This window comes from Qipengyuania soli, from assembly GCF_015529805.1.
Taxonomy (GTDB): domain Bacteria; phylum Pseudomonadota; class Alphaproteobacteria; order Sphingomonadales; family Sphingomonadaceae; genus Qipengyuania; species Qipengyuania soli.
The window spans coordinates 1,660,218-1,675,984 of sequence record NZ_CP064654.1 but is presented as its reverse complement, the minus strand read 5'-3'; the positions used below and the strand labels follow the sequence as shown (position 1 = coordinate 1,675,984).

The 15,767-nt window shown below is 65.6% G+C and carries 16 protein-coding genes; 7 read left to right on the top strand and 9 right to left on the bottom strand.

Annotation, left to right across the window (positions count from 1 at the left end; translation table 11 throughout):
* Positions 1-6: 6 nt before the first annotated feature.
* From IRL76_RS08380 to IRL76_RS08365, 4 genes are all read right to left on the bottom strand, one after another.
* Entirely contained in the window at positions 7-3,429 is a 3,423-nt protein-coding gene (locus IRL76_RS08380; protein ID WP_200980928.1) for an AAA family ATPase, read from the bottom strand.
* Positions 3,430-3,456: 27 nt separating this feature from the next.
* Positions 3,457-4,200 (bottom strand): thioredoxin domain-containing protein, encoded by a 744-nt coding sequence (locus IRL76_RS08375; RefSeq protein WP_200980927.1) that lies wholly within the window; start codon positions 4,198-4,200, stop codon positions 3,457-3,459.
* Between the two features lie 110 nt (positions 4,201-4,310).
* Entirely contained in the window at positions 4,311-5,018 is a 708-nt protein-coding gene (locus IRL76_RS08370; RefSeq protein ID WP_200980926.1) for a thioredoxin domain-containing protein, read from the bottom strand.
* On the bottom strand, positions 5,015-5,599 hold the full coding sequence (locus IRL76_RS08365; protein ID WP_200980925.1) for a DUF721 domain-containing protein: 585 nt from the start codon (positions 5,597-5,599) through the stop codon (positions 5,015-5,017). Before IRL76_RS08365 ends, IRL76_RS08370 begins: the two co-directional genes overlap by 4 nt.
* 14 nt (positions 5,600-5,613) lie before the next feature.
* Between IRL76_RS08365 and mutY the strand changes: the two genes are divergently transcribed.
* A complete protein-coding gene (gene mutY / locus IRL76_RS08360) occupies positions 5,614-6,615 on the top strand; it encodes an A/G-specific adenine glycosylase (protein ID WP_200980924.1) in 1,002 nt (333 codons plus the stop codon).
* Here mutY and IRL76_RS08355 read toward each other — a convergent pair.
* On the bottom strand, positions 6,608-6,829 hold the full coding sequence (locus IRL76_RS08355; RefSeq protein WP_200980923.1) for a hypothetical protein: 222 nt from the start codon (positions 6,827-6,829) through the stop codon (positions 6,608-6,610). The two genes, mutY and IRL76_RS08355, sit on opposite strands and share 8 nt — an antisense overlap.
* A 123-nt stretch (positions 6,830-6,952) precedes the next feature.
* On the opposite strand from IRL76_RS08355, the gene IRL76_RS08350 reads away from it, so the two are divergent.
* The 5 genes from IRL76_RS08350 to IRL76_RS08330 all read left to right on the top strand — a co-directional run bounded on the left by IRL76_RS08350 (position 6,953) and on the right by IRL76_RS08330 (position 12,130).
* A complete protein-coding gene (locus IRL76_RS08350) occupies positions 6,953-8,257 on the top strand; it encodes a serine hydrolase domain-containing protein (protein ID WP_200980922.1) in 1,305 nt (434 codons plus the stop codon).
* A complete protein-coding gene (nudC, locus tag IRL76_RS08345; protein ID WP_200980921.1) occupies positions 8,254-9,123 on the top strand; it encodes an NAD(+) diphosphatase in 870 nt (289 codons plus the stop codon). The genes IRL76_RS08350 and nudC overlap by 4 nt, the downstream gene beginning before the upstream one ends.
* A complete protein-coding gene (locus tag IRL76_RS08340) occupies positions 9,120-9,803 on the top strand; it encodes a DsbA family oxidoreductase (protein ID WP_200980920.1) in 684 nt (227 codons plus the stop codon). The genes nudC and IRL76_RS08340 overlap by 4 nt, the downstream gene beginning before the upstream one ends.
* Positions 9,800-10,585 carry an SDR family NAD(P)-dependent oxidoreductase gene (locus IRL76_RS08335; RefSeq protein WP_200980919.1) on the top strand — a complete coding sequence of 262 codons (786 nt, stop codon included), beginning with the start codon at positions 9,800-9,802 and terminating at the stop codon, positions 10,583-10,585. The genes IRL76_RS08340 and IRL76_RS08335 overlap by 4 nt, the downstream gene beginning before the upstream one ends.
* A gap of 81 nt (positions 10,586-10,666) precedes the next feature.
* Positions 10,667-12,130: an amidohydrolase family protein gene (locus IRL76_RS08330; protein ID WP_200980918.1), complete on the top strand. Its 1,464-nt coding sequence runs from the start codon at positions 10,667-10,669 to the stop codon at positions 12,128-12,130.
* Here IRL76_RS08330 and IRL76_RS08325 read toward each other — a convergent pair.
* On the bottom strand, positions 12,127-12,516 hold the full coding sequence (locus IRL76_RS08325; protein ID WP_200980917.1) for a DUF1489 family protein: 390 nt from the start codon (positions 12,514-12,516) through the stop codon (positions 12,127-12,129). The genes IRL76_RS08330 and IRL76_RS08325 overlap by 4 nt on opposite strands.
* A 189-nt stretch (positions 12,517-12,705) precedes the next feature.
* Positions 12,706-14,154, bottom strand: coding sequence for a magnesium transporter (gene mgtE / locus IRL76_RS08320; protein WP_200980916.1), 1,449 nt, complete (start codon positions 14,152-14,154; stop codon positions 12,706-12,708).
* Between the two features lie 101 nt (positions 14,155-14,255).
* Between mgtE and IRL76_RS08315 the strand changes: the two genes are divergently transcribed.
* Positions 14,256-14,717: a peptidylprolyl isomerase gene (locus IRL76_RS08315; protein WP_200980915.1), complete on the top strand. Its 462-nt coding sequence runs from the start codon at positions 14,256-14,258 to the stop codon at positions 14,715-14,717.
* 30 nt (positions 14,718-14,747) lie between these two features.
* On the opposite strand, the gene IRL76_RS08310 is transcribed toward IRL76_RS08315, so the two are convergent.
* Positions 14,748-15,329 (bottom strand): hypothetical protein, encoded by a 582-nt coding sequence (locus tag IRL76_RS08310; RefSeq protein ID WP_200980914.1) that lies wholly within the window; start codon positions 15,327-15,329, stop codon positions 14,748-14,750.
* Positions 15,326-15,643 (bottom strand): PadR family transcriptional regulator, encoded by a 318-nt coding sequence (locus tag IRL76_RS08305; protein WP_200980913.1) that lies wholly within the window; start codon positions 15,641-15,643, stop codon positions 15,326-15,328. Before IRL76_RS08305 ends, IRL76_RS08310 begins: the two co-directional genes overlap by 4 nt.
* Positions 15,644-15,767 lie beyond the last annotated feature (124 nt).

Sequence of the window (15,767 nt, the reverse complement as noted above, 5' to 3'; positions counted from 1 at the left end):
GCGAAACTACTCCGCCGCCAGCAATTCCTCCGCGCCGCCGAGGTCAACGCTGACGAGGCGGCTGACGCCCTTTTCGATCATGGTCACGCCGAACAGGCGGTGCATCCGGCTCATGGTCACGGCATTGTGCGTGACGATGAGGTAACGCGTGTCGGTTTCCTTCACCATCGCGTCGAGCAGGTCGCAGAAGCGGTCGATGTTGGCATCGTCGAGCGGGGCGTCGACTTCGTCGAGGACGCAGATCGGCGCGGGGTTGGTGAGGAACAGGGCGAAGATCAGCGCGGTGGCGGTCAGCGCCTGCTCGCCGCCGGAAAGCAGGGTGAGCGACTGGAGGCGCTTGCCCGGCGGCTGGGCGAAGATCTCGAGCCCGGCCTCCAGCGGATCGTCGCTGTCGATCAGCGCGAGATGCGCCTCGCCGCCTTCGAAAAGCCGGGTGAACAGGCGCTGGAAATGGGCGTTGACCTGCTCGAACGCGGCGCGCAGCCGCTCGCGGCCTTCGCGGTTCAGATTGCCGATAGAGCCGCGCAACCGGCTGACCGCTTCGCGCAGTTCGGCCTGTTCCTCGGCATTGGCGCCGTGCTCGCCTTCGATCCGCTCGAGTTCCTCGGCGGCGACGAGGTTGACCGGGCCGATCCGCTCGCGGCTGGCGGTGAGGCGGTCCATTTCCTCGCTCTCGGCCTCGGCACTGGCGATCTTCGCTTCCTCGAAGCCAAAGCGTTCGGCGAGAAGCGGGGGCGGGCATTGGAAGCGCTCGCCCGAGATGCGTGCCATCTCGATCCGACGGCCGTCCTGGTTCTCGGCCCTCGCGGCGAGACCGGCGCGGGTTTCGCGCGCTTCGGCGAGCGCCTCGTTGGCGGCGTTGAAGGTGCGGTCGGCGGCCTGGGCCGCTTCGGTCGCCGCGGCGACGGCGGCTTCGGCCTCGGCGAGTTCGCGGCCGAGGCGCTCGCGAACCTGGTCGCCCTGTTCGATCTCGCGCATCAGGCCTTCGGGCTTGGCGGCGGTGACAGCGCGCTCCTGCTCGATTTCCTCGGCGCGGATTTCCATTTCCGACAGGCGCCGCGCGGCATCGCCGCTGCGCGCCTGCCAGTTGGCCATGTCGCTGCGCTGGGCCGAGGCACGCTCGCGCGCGACAGCGAGCGCCTGGTCATGCGCGGCAAGTTCGGCGGCGCGGGCCTGCAGGGTGCTGCGCGCAGCCTCGTTCTTCGCCCGCGCGGCATCGAGCGCGGCGCGACCCGCGGCAGGATCGGGGAGCGCATCGCGCTTGGCGGTCGAGGCCGCGAGCTCGGCGCGGGCGGCAGATATGGTCTCGCCATGCTCGGCCTCGCTGCGGGCCAATTCCTCCAGCCTTGCGGCAAGCCGTTCGCGGGCTGCCTCGGCCTGGTCGAGCGCGCGCAGGGCTTGGCGCTCCGCATCGGCTGCGCCCGCCAGCTCGCGTTCGGAAGCGACCAGTTCGCGCTGGAGCTGGGACAGCTGTTCGGTCGCGGAATCGAGCGCCTCATTCGCCTGTTCGGTCGCTTCGTGCAGCTGCGGCATCCGGGCATCGAGTTCGGCAAAGCGGTTCTCGGCCTCAAGCCGCGCAGCCTCCGCCGAACCCTCGCCACGAACCACGAGCCCGTCCCACCGCCGCAGCGCCCCCGCCATGGTGACAAGCGAATGCCCGGGCGCAAGCGCGCGTCCGTCGTCATTCTCGGCAGCGTGGACCAGCGCCAGTCGCGGCCGCAATTCCTCGGGGCACGTCTCTACATGCGAGGCGAGGCTGTCCGCAACCGGGGCAGGTGCCGTGGCCCCGGTCCAGTACCGCCCCTCGGCATCGCCCTCCGGCGCACCGAGCAGGGCCTTACCGTCACGGCCCAGCGCGGCGGCCACCGCCCGCTCATAGCCCTTGGCGGCGCGCACGCCGTCGATCGCCTGCTTGCGACCGTTGCGCTTCTCTGCGGCGCGTTCGCGCGCTTCGCGGTCGCGCTTGAGTGCATCCCATTCGCGCTGGACGCCGGAGAGTTCGGCCTTCGCTTCCGCCAGTGACGAGGTTGCCTCGTCACGCACCGCCTGCAGCTCCGCCTTGCGCGCCTGCATTGTCTCGAGAGCAGAGCGCTGCCGGGCCAATTCAGCCGTCGCAGCCGCAACCGCTGCCTTGGCCGCAGTCACATCGGCTTCGGGGTTTTCGCCCGCCAGCGAAGCGCGCTGCTCGGCCATGCGACGACCTTCGGCCTCCGCGCGATCGACCCGTGTCTGTGCCTGCGCGATCTCTGCGTCGGCGACGCGCCATTCGGCCTCGACCCCGGCATTGTCGGCCGTCGCCTTGGCGAGCGCGAGTTCGGCAGCGCGGCTGGCGCTTTCGGCATCGGCATAGGCGCGCTCCAACGCCGGGCGCTTCTGTTCATCGCCGGCGAGTGCCTGCTCGCTCGCGGCGAGTTCGCGTTCGAGGCGCGACAGAGCTTCGGCCGCGTCCTTGGTCAGGCGGTCGGCATCGCCGCGATCGGCTTCGAGACGGGCCTTCTGGCGGTCGAGGTCGGCTAGGCGCTGTTCGGCAGCCTCGAGTTGGGTTGTCAGCGCGGCCATACGATGACCGTGGGCGCTGGCATCGTCGCGACGGTCGGCCTGTTCCTCGCGGGCTTCGGCGAGTGCTTCTGCCGCGACACGCTGGGCCTTCTGCGCCTCGTTGGCCGCCTGCTGCGCCGCATCGACGCGGGCGTTGGCCTGCTGCGCCGCCTGCTTCGCTTCCTCGGCGGCCTTGGCCGCATCGCGCCAGCGGGCGAAGACCAGCCGCGCCTCGGCGGATTTGATCTCGTCGGAAAGCTTGATGTAGCGCTCGGCCTGCTTTGCCTGCCGCCGCAGCGAGGCGATCTGGCTGTCGAGCCCCGCCATGATGTCCTCGAGCCGTTCGAGATTGGCCTCGGTCTGCCTCAGCTTGCCCTCTGCATCCCGGCGGCGGACGTGGAGGCCGGCGATCCCTGCGGCCTCTTCGAGCATCATGCGCCGCTCGGTCGGCTTGGCCGCAATGACCTGGGCGATCTTTCCCTGGCTCACGAGGGCAGGGCTGTGCGCCCCTGTCGCCGCATCGGCGAAGATGAGTGCGATGTCCTTGGCACGGACGTCGCGGCCATTGAGGCGGTAGGCCGAGCCGGCACCGCGTTCGATCCGGCGGACGACCTCCAGTTCGTCATCCTCGTCGGTCGCGCCCTGCAGCACCACCTCCGCAAAATCGCGCGGGGGGCGGCTCTGAGTTCCGGCGAAGATGACGTCTTCCATCCCGCCCGAGCGCATGGACTTGGGCGAGTTCTCGCCCATGACCCAGCGGATTGCTTCGAGCAGGTTCGACTTGCCGCAGCCGTTCGGGCCGACCACGCCGGTCAGCCCGGGCTCGATGAACAGGGTGGCAGGCTCGACGAAGCTCTTGAAGCCGCTCAGCTTGAGCTTCGAGATCTTCATCGCCGCCGTATCCCCCCTGCGCCGGCCTTACCTGGCGCCGGCGCGCTGGAGGATGGGTTCGAGCGCCGCCCAGGTGTTGGCGTCGACGCGCGTGCCGTTCAGTTCGAAGGTGGGCGTGCCACCGACATTGAATTCCTGCGAATAACGCTGGGTCTGCGCAGCTGCTGCTTCCATCGATTTGCCATCGGCGAGGCACTGGCGAGCCTGGTCTTCACTGACGCCGCGGGCAGCGAAGAAGTCGAGATAGCCAAGGACCTCTGCAGCGCGAACGAACCGCTGTTCGAGCGGCAGGCTCATCGCGGCCTCGAATGCCTGACCATTGGCCTGGACGGGAGCCATGATGGCGTCGTGGTTGCCCCAGACCTGGTCGGCGAGCGGAACGACTGCGGTCACCGGACCGCACTTGGTCAGGCGTCCGAGCAGCAGGTCGATCGGGCCATGAATGGCGAACTGGCGCAGTTCGAAGCTGACGCGGCCGGAATTGACGTAGTCGTTGAGCAGTTCTTCCGAACCCTCGACCGAGAAGCGCGCACAGGTCGGGCAGGTCACCGAACCGTATTCGATGAGCTTGAGCGGCGCATTGGGATTGCCGACCAGCGTGCCGCCGTCGGGCGTCTCGACCGCCTGGTCGATCCACTGGGTCCCGGCAGGGGCAGGAATGGCCGCAATCGCTTCGCCCTTCAGCGCTTCGGTATCTTCGGCGGTGCCTCCACAGGCCGCGAGTGCGAGAGCTAGCGGAGCGGCGATGGCGAAACGCAGGGTCTTGGTCATGGGAATCCTCATGTCTGGACGAGAGAGGCTAAATCAGCCCCAAGGATGATGGGAAGGCAGGAGGCGGGGTATCCACAGGGCTTTCCCCCGAAAACCCGCCTCCGGGCAGATCAGAGCGCGCTGTCGAGCTTGGGCCGCAGGTCGGCCCAGGAATGCGTGCCCTCGAGCAATTGGCCGTCCAGGACGAAGCTGGGCGTACCCTTGAGGTCCCAGGTCGCGATGTCGGCGCGCGAGAGATCGGCCATCTGACTGGCCTTCGCCTCGTCGGTCAGGCACTTGTCGACCTCGGCCCGGCCATAGCCCCGCGATTCCATTATTTCGTAGAAATCGAGATCGCTGGCGATAGCCTGCAGCCGCGCGCCGAGCGTTCCGAACTGCCAGCGCGCACGCTGCGCCTGCGTCGTCACTCGGGCCTTTTCCATCCACTCGGGATGCTTGGTCATGAAGGCCTGATGGTTGAGCGGGAATTTCTTCGCGCTCCCGCAATGGGTCAGCATGGCCGCGGTCAGGTCTACGGGGTCACGCAGCAAGTGGCGGATTTCGTAGCTCATCCGTCCGGTCGGCACATAGACCAGCTTGATCGCCCCATCGCCTTCCTGCGCAAAGTGGGCGCAGTGCGAGCAGGTGTAGCTCATGAACTCGACCAGCTTGGTCTTTGCATCGGGATTGCCGAGCAAGTGGCCGCCATTGGTTTCGGTCACCATGGCAGTCCAGTTGCCCTTCAGGGCAGCAGGCTTGTCCTGCGCACTGGCGCCAAGTGCCAGCGATCCTGCGGCGGCAATCACCAGGGCTTTGAGAAATCCGTTCTTCGTCTTCACGTGTCGTCCTGTCCCTCGTCCTGCGAACCAAGGCTGCGCGCCAGCGATTCGAGCACCGTGCGCAATTCGGGATCGCCGATATCGCGCAGACTGTCGCCCAATTCCATCGGAATCGGCTTGAGCGACGGCGGCGCCTTGGGGCGTTCCCTGCCCGGAGGCGGCTTAACCTCGCCTTGCCGCAGCTTGATCCGCGCAACCGCGCGGTAGCCGAAGAAGCGGTTCACCCGGTCGGTGATCTCGGGAAGGATCTGCTGCACCAGCGGCGCATGGGCGGGCAGTACCACCAGGTGCATGATCCCGTCCGACTTCTCGCCGGGAGGGAAGCGGATCATCTCCGGCGCACAAACCCTGGCGTGGGTCTCGCCGACGATCTCGGGCCAGCGGCTGACCACCGAGCTCTGGACGAAGCCGAAACGGCGGAATGCACTGCGGCCAATCTGTGGCATGAGATCCGAAATCGGCTTGGCCGCGCCGCCGCGTTCGCGCTTGTATTCGCGCCCAGCCGCTCCGCTGCCCGAGGCCTTGCCTTCGCGCCCGGCAGGCGGTTTGCTCTTGTCGCTTCCCATGATGTGCAGCGCCATGCCATAGGCCGCGCGTGGCCGCCACCGTCTCTGAACATTTGCTCGACTGGTACGACGCGCACGCCCGCGATCTGCCGTGGCGCGCACGACCGGGTCAGCCTGCGCCCGATCCCTATCGCGTGTGGTTGTCGGAGGTCATGTTGCAGCAGACCACCGTCGCCGCGGTGAAGCCCTATTTCGAATCCTTCACCCAGCGCTGGCCAAGTGTCGATGCACTGGCCTCTGCGCCGGAAGAGGACGTCATGGCGGCGTGGGCGGGGCTGGGATATTACTCGCGCGCCCGCAATCTGGTGAAATGCGCGCGAACAGTCAGCGCATTGGGCGGCTTTCCCGACACGGAGGCCGAATTGCGCAAGCTGCCGGGACTGGGCGACTATACCGCCGCCGCAGTCGCCGCGATCGCATTCGGAAGGCGGGCGGTCGTCGTCGATGCCAATGTCGAGCGGGTGGTGGCGCGGTTATTCGCAATCGGTGAACCGCTGCCCGGGGCGCGCAAGACCATCCGCTCAAGAGCCGAAGAAATCACTCCGGGCACGCGCGCGGGCGACTTTGCGCAAGCGATGATGGACCTTGGTGCAACAATCTGCACCGCACGCGATCCCAAGTGTTTGCGGTGCCCACTCTCAAGCGCATGCGAAGCGCGCAGGAATGGCGATCCGGCGCGGCTGCCGGTCAAGGCTCCGAAGAAGACCCGTCCTGTCCGCCAGGGTCGCGCATACTGGGTCGAGCGCGACGGAGCGGTGTGGCTCGTCCGCCGCGAAGGCGAAGGGATGCTCGGCGGCATGCGCGCGCTACCCGACGATGGGTGGAGCGCGAGGGGGGATGGTGTCGCGGAACACTCCGGCGAACTACTGGGTATGGTCCGCCACGGCTTCACCCATTTCGAGATCGAGCTCGCGATCCATGCGGTCGACATTCCGCTTGGTGATGGCGAATGGTGGCCGCTCGACCGGCTCGACGAAGCGGGCCTGCCGACGCTCTTCGCCAAGGCCGCGCGGCTGGCGCTGGCTAAATAATTCCGCCGCCAAGGCTCAGGCGGATTGCCGCGACGAGCAGGACGATCAGGCAGAAATTGCGTCCGCCCTTGCTCGACGAGAGCTGGCCCAGGATCACACCGATCGCGATCAGCGGGAGGGCGAGCCAGTTGGCCCAGCCAAGCAGCGGGATGGTCGCCGGGATCACGATCACCAGCGAAACGAGGCCGAAGATGAAGGAAAGGATGTTGAGCATGTGTCTTATATGGATAGGACACACAGGCAATGCAATACCCCTGCGCGACGGTTTCATTTCGCAATTGACCGTTCAGGATCGCTCACGCACATAACCGCCGCACCCCGGATCAAGAGGAAATCCATGGCATACCGCGAATTCGAGACTCCCGAGTTTTCCCGTCGCTCACTGCTGCGCGGCGGCGCATACCTTGCTGCCGGTTCGGCGCTGGCCGGCGTACCGTTCGGCCGGATCGCCATGGCCCGCGACACGGTGTCGTCCTGGCCTGCGGTTTCCGGCCTGATTTCCAAGTATGCCGGTGAACGCAAGGTCGCCAACATGGTCGCGACGCTCGGCTGGGGGCAGCGGCAGGCGCAGACGATCGCACAGGGCACGCTGGCCATCGGCGGCGAGGCAAAGGCCGGACCCGACAGCCTCTACCGCATCTATTCGATGACCAAGCCGATCACCGGCATGGGCGCGATGATCCTGATCGACGAGGGCAAGCTCGGACTCGACCAGCCGATTGCCGACCTCATCCCCGCCTATGCCGACATGATGGTGCAGAAGACCTACGACGGGTCGATCACCGACCTCGTTCCAGCCGAACGACCGATCACGGTCCGCATGCTGATGACCCACACTGCGGGTCTCGGCTACGGCATCGTCCAGAAAGGTGCGATCAAGACCTATTACGAGGAACACGGGCTGATCCCCGGACAGGTCAGCCGCCTGCCGATCCCGGGTCTCGGTCGCGCCAAGGCGGTGACCGGCCTCGATGTTTTCGCCGAGCGACTGGCCAAGGCGCCGCTAGTCCTGCAGCCGGGCACCAAGTGGAGCTATTCGGTCGGACTCGACCTGCTGGGGCGGGTTATAGAAGTCGCTTCGGGCCAGAAATTCGATGCCTTCCTCAAAGAACGCATCTTCGATCCGGCCGGAATGGACAGCACCTGGTTCACCGTTCCCGAAAGGGAAGTCAGCCGCTTCACCACCAACTATGGCATCATGAACGGCATGCCGTTGCCGCTCGATCCCGCGGCTGCCTCGATCTACCTCGACACGCCTCCGTTCCCGATGGGCGGCGCAGGGCTGGTTTCGAGCCCACGCGACTACGACCGCTTCCTCCAGATGCTGCTCGGCTACGGCGTGATCGACGGCAAGCGCGTCATGAGCGAGGCCGCGGTGCGTGTCGGCACGTCCAACCTGCTTCCCGAAACCGCCACGACCAAGGGCACCTGGGTCGAAGGGCAGGGCTTCGGCGCAGGCGGCCGCTCGTCCGACGGGTCTTACGGCTGGGGCGGTGCAGCGGGCACGGTGGCCTTCGTCAATTACTCCGCCGGCCTGCGCGCTAACCTGATGACGCAGTACATGCCTTCAGAAGCATACCCGATCCACGACGCCTTCCCCAAGGCGGTGCTGGAAGACCTCACCGCAATGAAGGGCATGTGAGCAGCCCGGTGCTGAGCTTCACGGGATCCCGGCTGGACCGCGCCGACCACGTCCGCGCCGACCCTGAACGGCTTGCGGGCTACATGAACTGGAAGGCGCGCGTGCTCGCGCTCGACGGTCTTATGCCCTCGCTCGACGATGACGGCGGCCTGTCATGGGTCACGCTGGCGGACGTGCCCGAGGATGCCGAGCTGTGCTTCCTCGGCCTCGATGACGGCAAGGCCTGTTTCGCTGCCGTCCCGCCCAGGGGTGATGCCAGCCCGCGCATGGCCAACCCGGCGCTGTGGTCGCTGATGGCGACCCTGCGTCCCGACGATCTTGCGCTCTATGGCGGCGCGCGTAGCCTCATCGACTGGCATGCACGGCATCGCTTCTGCGCCCAGTGCGGCGGCGATACCAGGCTCGCCAAGGGCGGCTGGCAGCGCAATTGCGAGGCCTGCGGCGCGCAGCACTTCCCGCGTACCGATCCGGTCACCATCATGCTGGTCGAATACGACGGCAAATTGATGCTCGGGCGCGGCCTCGGCTGGCCCGAAGGACGCTTTTCCGCCCTCGCGGGATTTGTCGAACCGGGCGAGAGCATCGAAGAAGCTGTCGTCCGCGAAGTGCTCGAGGAAGCAGGCGTGCGCGTGCGTGATGTATCCTACATCGCCAGCCAGCCCTGGCCGTTCCCCAGCCAGCTGATGATCGGCTGCCACAGCCATGCCGACAGCGACGAGCTGGAAATCGATATCACCGAAATGGCCGAGGTCGTCTTCTTCACGCATGACGAGGTCAAGGCGGCGCTTGCCGGAAACGGCCCCTTCGTCGCCCCGCCGACACATGCTATAGCGCATCACCTGATGCATTGGTGGGTTAGGAAATGAGCGAACCGAGACGCCTGCGGATCGATATCTGGTCCGATGTCATGTGCCCCTGGTGCCTGGTCGGCTGGGGCGGACTGCAGAAAGGTCTCGAACTGCTCGACGGGGAAATTGAGGCGGATGTGCGCTGGCACGCCTTCGAGCTCAACCCCGACATGCCGCCAGAAGGTGAGGAAAGCACCGCTCACATCGCGCGCAAGTACGGCTCGACCCCCGAACAGTCGCGCGCGGTGCAGGGCCGGATGCGCGAGGCGGCGCAAGGTGCCGGAGTGTCGCTGGAATACGAAGGGTCGGAGCCTGCGCCCGAGCGCTGGATGTGGAACACCTTCCTCGCGCACAAGCTGCTGACCTGGGCCGGCGAGGAATTTGGGCCGGCGAAGCAAACCGAACTCAAACTCGCGCTATTCGAGGCGCACTTCAATCACCGACGCAAGATCGGCGAGCGTGATGTCCTGCTTGATGTCGCGAGTTCCGTCGGGCTCGACCGTGCCGGCGCCGAAGCCGCGCTCGACAGCGAGGAACTGGCGCACAAAGTCCGCGCCGAGGAACGCGCCGCCTGGGATATGAACATCACCGGCGTGCCCGCGATGATCATCGAGAACAAGTACATGATCCCCGGTGCCCAGCCGGCCGAGGCCTATGCCAATGCCTTGCGGCGCGTCGCGGAGAAGGTCCCCGCGTGAGCGAGTGGCTGCCCGCCACCGCGGTGGTCACGGGCGGTGCGTCGGGCATCGGCCTCGCCATCGCCCGCAAGCTCTCAGCGCTGGGTGTCGCCGTGTTGCTGGCCGATCTTCCGGGCGAGAGACTGGCCACCGCCGGGTCCGAGCTTTCCTGCGGCACATTCGCCTGCAATGTCGCCAAGGCGGAAGAAGTGGACCGGCTGGCCGAAGTCGCTTTCGAGCGACTGGGCCGGGTTGAACTGCTGCTCAACAATGCCGGTGTCGGTGGACCTCGCGGCAAGCAATGGGAAGTGAGCAGCGATGATGCCCGCGCCCATTTCGACATCAATTTCTGGGGAATCTGGAACGTTTGCCAGGCTTTCGCCGGGCGCATGGCACGGCAGGAGGCTGCTTCGGCCATCTACAACACAGGGAGCGAAAACAGTTTCTTTTGCGCCGTGCCGCAGACCGCAGCCTACATTGCCGCCAAGCACGCTGTCCTTGGCCTGACCGAGAGCCTGCGTGAGGATCTTCCCGAAAATGTCCATGCGGGTCTGCTGATCCCCGGGTGGGTCTTTACTGCCATCGGAGACGAGCGGGTGATGCGCAACGGAATGGATGTCGACGAGTTCGCATCGATCGTGGTTCCCCAGATCCTCGCCCGCCGCCGTTTCGTGGTCAGTCACCGCTCGAACGTGAAACGCATCGACGAGCGCATCGACGAACTGCGCGAAAGCTATGACGAGTTCGGCGTCGACGACGACATGGACGTCCGCGACGTGATCGCCCGGTTGCGCGGATCATAATCCGCGCCTGACGCAAAATTCCAATTTCCTTTGCCTGCTCTGATTTACCGGAGATCTTGGGCGCAAGAATGGGGGGATTTCATGCGCTGCTTGCTTCTGCCGGTTCTGGCGTCGCTGCTGGGTCTCGCTTCGCCTGCATCAGCGGGAGATGGCGATAAGATAGCTTTCCTGAATGTCGATGTCGTCGACGTGGCGAGCGGGCAGATTATCGATGGCCGGACCGTCCTTGTCGAGGACGGGCTGATAGCGAGCATCGGAGACAAGGACACTGCGCTGCCACCTGATGCCCGGCGCATCGACGCGACAGGCAAGTTCCTCGCGCCGGGCCTTGCCGACATGCACACGCACACTTGGTACGAGGATGTGCAACTCCCGCTGGACCTTGCTTTCGGGGTCACCACTATTCGCGAGATGTGGGGGACACAGTCGACGCTCGACGCTCGCAAGAAGATCGAGTCCGGCGAGATGCTCGGACCCCGCATCGTCACTGCAGGGGCCATCGTCGACGGGGACCCGCCTATCTGGCCCGGCAGCGCCGTGCTGGCTGATCCCTTGAAAGCACGCGAACTCGTCGCCGAGCAAAAGGCCGCCGGATACGACTTCATCAAGACCTATGACGAGCTGTCGCCCGAAGCATTCGCCGCCCTCGTCGAAGCCGCTCGTGAAGCAGGTATGCCGATCGCCGGACACATACCCCTTGCCGTGCCGATTGCCGATGCGGCGAAGGCAGGCATGAAGTCCTTCGAACACATCGGGGCGAAGTACGAAAGCGAGATTCTTCGGCCCGAGATCGACCGCAAGATGATGAACTGGCGCAGCGAACGCTTCGACCTTGGCGCACAGCTGCTCGCCGGCACTCTTTCGCTCGACGCCATTTACGATTGGGACAAGGTCCGCTCCTTCGCGCGCACGATGGTCGCGGCCGGGGTCGCCGCGACACCCACACTCGCAGTCGATTTCGGCTTCCTGCAGACTGCGTCGGAAAAGGAAGCGCGACTGCAACGCCCTTCCTCGCGTTTCTCCTCCGAAAAGATGCGGGCCAACTGGCGCGAAGATCGCTGGATGAAGGAACTCGGGTGGGATGATATTACCATTGCCCGGCTGGCTGCCTTCCTCGCCGGAACACAGCGCATTGCTGCCATCCTCTACGAAGAAGGCGTTCTGATCCTCGCCGGAACCGACACGGGGAACCCGTTCATGGTGCATGGCTACTCGATCCACGAAGAACTGGAGGAGCTGCGCGATGCGGGGCTCGGCAATCTCGGGGCGATCCGGGCTGCAACGATCAATCCGGCGAAGTTCCTGGGCGAGGAAGGGCAGTGGGGCGAGGTTCGCCTAGGCGCGCGGGCCGATCTGGTACTGCTGGCTGCCAACCCGTTGGATGACGTTTCGAATTACTACCGGATCGACGGCGTAGTGGCGCGCGGACACTGGCTGGACGCCAGCGAAATCGCCCGTATGCGTGAGGATGGGCGGAAGGCCTATGCGGCCATCCCACCGGACCCGCCGGCAGAAGAGGCGCCAAAAGAAGAGGCCAAGGACTAGATCAGCCCCAGCCGCTCCAGCTTGCCCGCCAGCTGGCCCGGCAGCGCATCGCCGATGTCCTCGCCCTCGGCGAGATCGCGTGGCGGATCACCCTTGAGATAGCGCCAGCCTTGGTGCGCGCGCTTGGGGCGGGGGTGGACACGGACCAGCTCGGGCTTGAGGTCGATCGACCAGCGCCCATCGGGCAATTCGCTGAAACCGGTGATCTCGCTGCGCGCGACGATGCTGTGCTGGTGGATCCAGAAGAGCGACCCGCCCACGCACTCCTGCCACCGCGTCGGGCGATAGCGGGTGGTGAGGTTCGGGCTGCGACGCTGCGCATACCAGCTCGCGATATCCTCATAGCTTTGCGCGCCGAAGGCGATCTTGGTCAGGTGAAGCGGCATGAGCCGGGAGATAGGCCATCGGGCGGGAGTTGAAAGGGCTTTCCTACAATCTTCCTACAGGCGCAGGCTATGCCGATGACTGCTGCACACGCCCCGCAATTCCAGCATTCCTGCGGTTTCGAGCCTCCTTCGCAGGCCCGGAGAAAGTTTCTCCAGGACCCTGTTCCATGTGTTCCATCCTGTTGGAACTCAGGCGACGATCCCGCTGGCAACGGCAAGGCCGAGGAAGGCGAAGAAGCCCATCGAATCGGTGATCATCGTCACGAACACGCTGCTGGCCACAGCCGGGTCCTGGTCGAGCCGGTCGAAGGCTACCGGCACCAGCACGCCGGCCGAACCCGCGATCACGACATTGATGGTCATGGCGAGCGCGATGACCGCGCCGAGCTGGGGCGTGAAGATCAGCGCCGTCGCCACGCCGACCAGCAGCGCCACGGTCACGCCGTTGAGCAGCGCGACGCGCATCTCGCGCCAGAGGATGCGGCGGGTGTTCGACCGGGTCAGCTGGTTGGTGGCGATGGCGCGGACGGTCACTGCCATGGTCTGCGTGCCGGCATTGCCGCCGATGCTGGCGACGATCGGCATGAGCACGGCCAGGGCAACCAGCTTCTCGATCGCGGCTCCGAAGGCGGCGATGATCAGCGAGGCGACCAGCGCCGTGCCAAGATTGGCGACAAGCCAGCGCACGCGGCTGGAGTATGCCTCGCGGATCGGTTCGTTGATGTCGCCTTCGCCGGCACCCGACATGAGCAGGGCGTCTTCGCCCGCTTCTTCGGAGATGATGTGCACGACGTCGTCGACCGTCATCTGGCCTACCAGACGCCCACTGTCGTCCACCACGGCTGCGCTGATGAGCGCATACTTCTGGAACATCAGCGCCACTTCTTCCTGGTCGAGCATCGCCGGGATCAGGGTCTGGTCGCGCTTCATCACGTCGCCCAGAGGGATCGAGCGCGGAGTGCGAAGGATCCACGAAAGCTGGCAGGTGCCGACCGGGTGGTGACGCTCGTCGACGACGAAGACCTCGAGGAACTCGGCCGGAAGGTCGCGCCCGTCGCGCAGGAAATCGATGAGGTCGCCCACCGTCATCGCCTCTGGCACGGCGACGAACTCGCGGCTCATCAGGCGGCCTGCGGTCTCCTCGGGGTAGGCGAGGGCCGACTGGATGGCGATGCGGTCTTCGGCATCGAGTTCGGCGAGGACCGCCTGCTGGTCTTCCTCGTCGAGGTCCTCGATCAGCTGGACGGCGTCGTCGGTGTCGAGCTGCTCGGCAATCTGCGCCACCGCTTCAGCGGGCAGCGCCTCCATCATGTCCTCGCGGACGTAATCGTTGAGTTCGGCGATCACGTCGCCGCTCATCAGGTCGGTGATCGCTGCCGCAAGCGGTGCGCGGTCGTCCTTGGTGACGAGTTCGAAAAGGTCGGCGATGTCGGCCGGGTGGAGCGGTTCGACGAGATCGTAGACCGCCTGCTCGTCACCTTCCTCCAGCGCATCCTCGACCGCGCGGACGAACTCGGGCTTGAGCGTGTTCTCTTCGTCCATCCGCTCGTCGTCGATGCGGTCGTCCGGGCGCGCCTCTTCAGCCGGCGCGTCTGCCAGCATCACATCTTCGTCTTCGAGGCGGGTCTCGTCGGACATGCGATGCGGTCTAGGCAGACGGGGAGGGATTGCAAGCAGAGGGTGACACGCCGTGCACAATCCCTATGTAGGCGCGCAACAACCCACAGGAGATACTACCGATGGCCGACACGCTGACCTTTACCCTCGACACCGGCGACGGCGAACACAAGGACGTGGTGATCAAGCTGCGTCCCGACCTTGCACCGGGTCATGTCGAGCGCATCACCACGCTCGCCAACGAAGGCTTTTACGACGGCGTGGTCTTCCACCGCGTGATCCCCGGCTTCATGGCGCAGGGCGGCGATCCGACCGGTACCGGCATGGGCGGCAGCGACAAGCCCGACCTCAAGGCCGAGTTCAACGGTGAACCGCACGTGCGCGGCACCTGCTCGATGGCGCGCACCCAGGTGCCCGACAGCGCCAACAGCCAGTTCTTCATCTGCTTCGACGACGCGCGCTTCCTCGACCGCCAGTACACCGTCTGGGGCCAGGTCGAGAGCGGCATGGAACACGTCGACGCGCTCCCCAAGGGCGAGCCTCCGCGCCAGCCGGGCAAGATCGTGAAGGCTACTGTCGCCTAAGAAATCGCGACGAGGATCCGGAGCGCGTCGTCAGCGGACACGGCTGGCGGCGCGCTTCGCATTTCCGAACAGTGCGCCAATGATGACCATCGCATAGCTGATCATGATCCCGACTATCGGGGTCAGACCGAACCAGCTCGCATTCTCGCCCGCAACAATGTTGGCTTTCGTCGGCGCGAGGTTTGCGAAGACGAGTGCCGGGACGACGACCATTGTCACGAGGAAATAGAACAGGCCGGCGTAAGGAAAACCTGCCGGCGCACGACGGGCGATAAGGTATCCGATCAGCATCTGCACGGCGACCATAGGGGCGAAGAACAGGATCGGCGGCACCTCCATAGACCGCTGCATCATGGCGATCGGCCACATGGCGAGGAAGATCAGCACCATCATCACGATGGGGCTCAGGAACAGGAAGAGTGTCCGCCCCGGATTGTCGCGCCAGTGGAGACCGATCGCACTGGCGAGCGCACCCAGCGCCCACAGCGTACCGCCTTTTCCGGCAGCGTCGGTCTCAGCTGCCATGGCCGCAGTCCACTCGCTGCGCTGCGGGCCAGCGATGCGATCGGCAAGGCGCAGGATGCTGCGCGAGATCGGGTTAAGTCCACTCATGCGAAATACTCCCTGCTGCTGGTTATGGGATTTGTCGTCGGCGCGCTGGATCCTCCTGCCTCTTCCAGCGCGCGAATGCCTGCTGGCAGGATGCGGTAGGCGTGCCGTGGCGGGCGACCGGGTTCGATAGGGTCGAGCCACTGCGACTCCAGCAGGCCACGCTCGGCACAGCGGATCAGGATCGGATAGAGAGACCCTGACTTGAGGGCGGTGCGTTCTGCGATTTCGAGACCGTACAGCCAGTCGCGCGGCCGTTCTGCAAGCGCAGCAAGGACGCGAAGGGTCTGAAGGGAGGGGCGGCGGTTACGTTGCATCGGCATTTGTCTATATATGTAGAGTTAAGAGTCAAGTCGGACTTTCAACTGCTTGTCGGTTGCTGCTGCCCCGGTGCATCACGTGTTTGAAATCCTCGCTCCGACGGGCTAAAGCGCGCCCTTC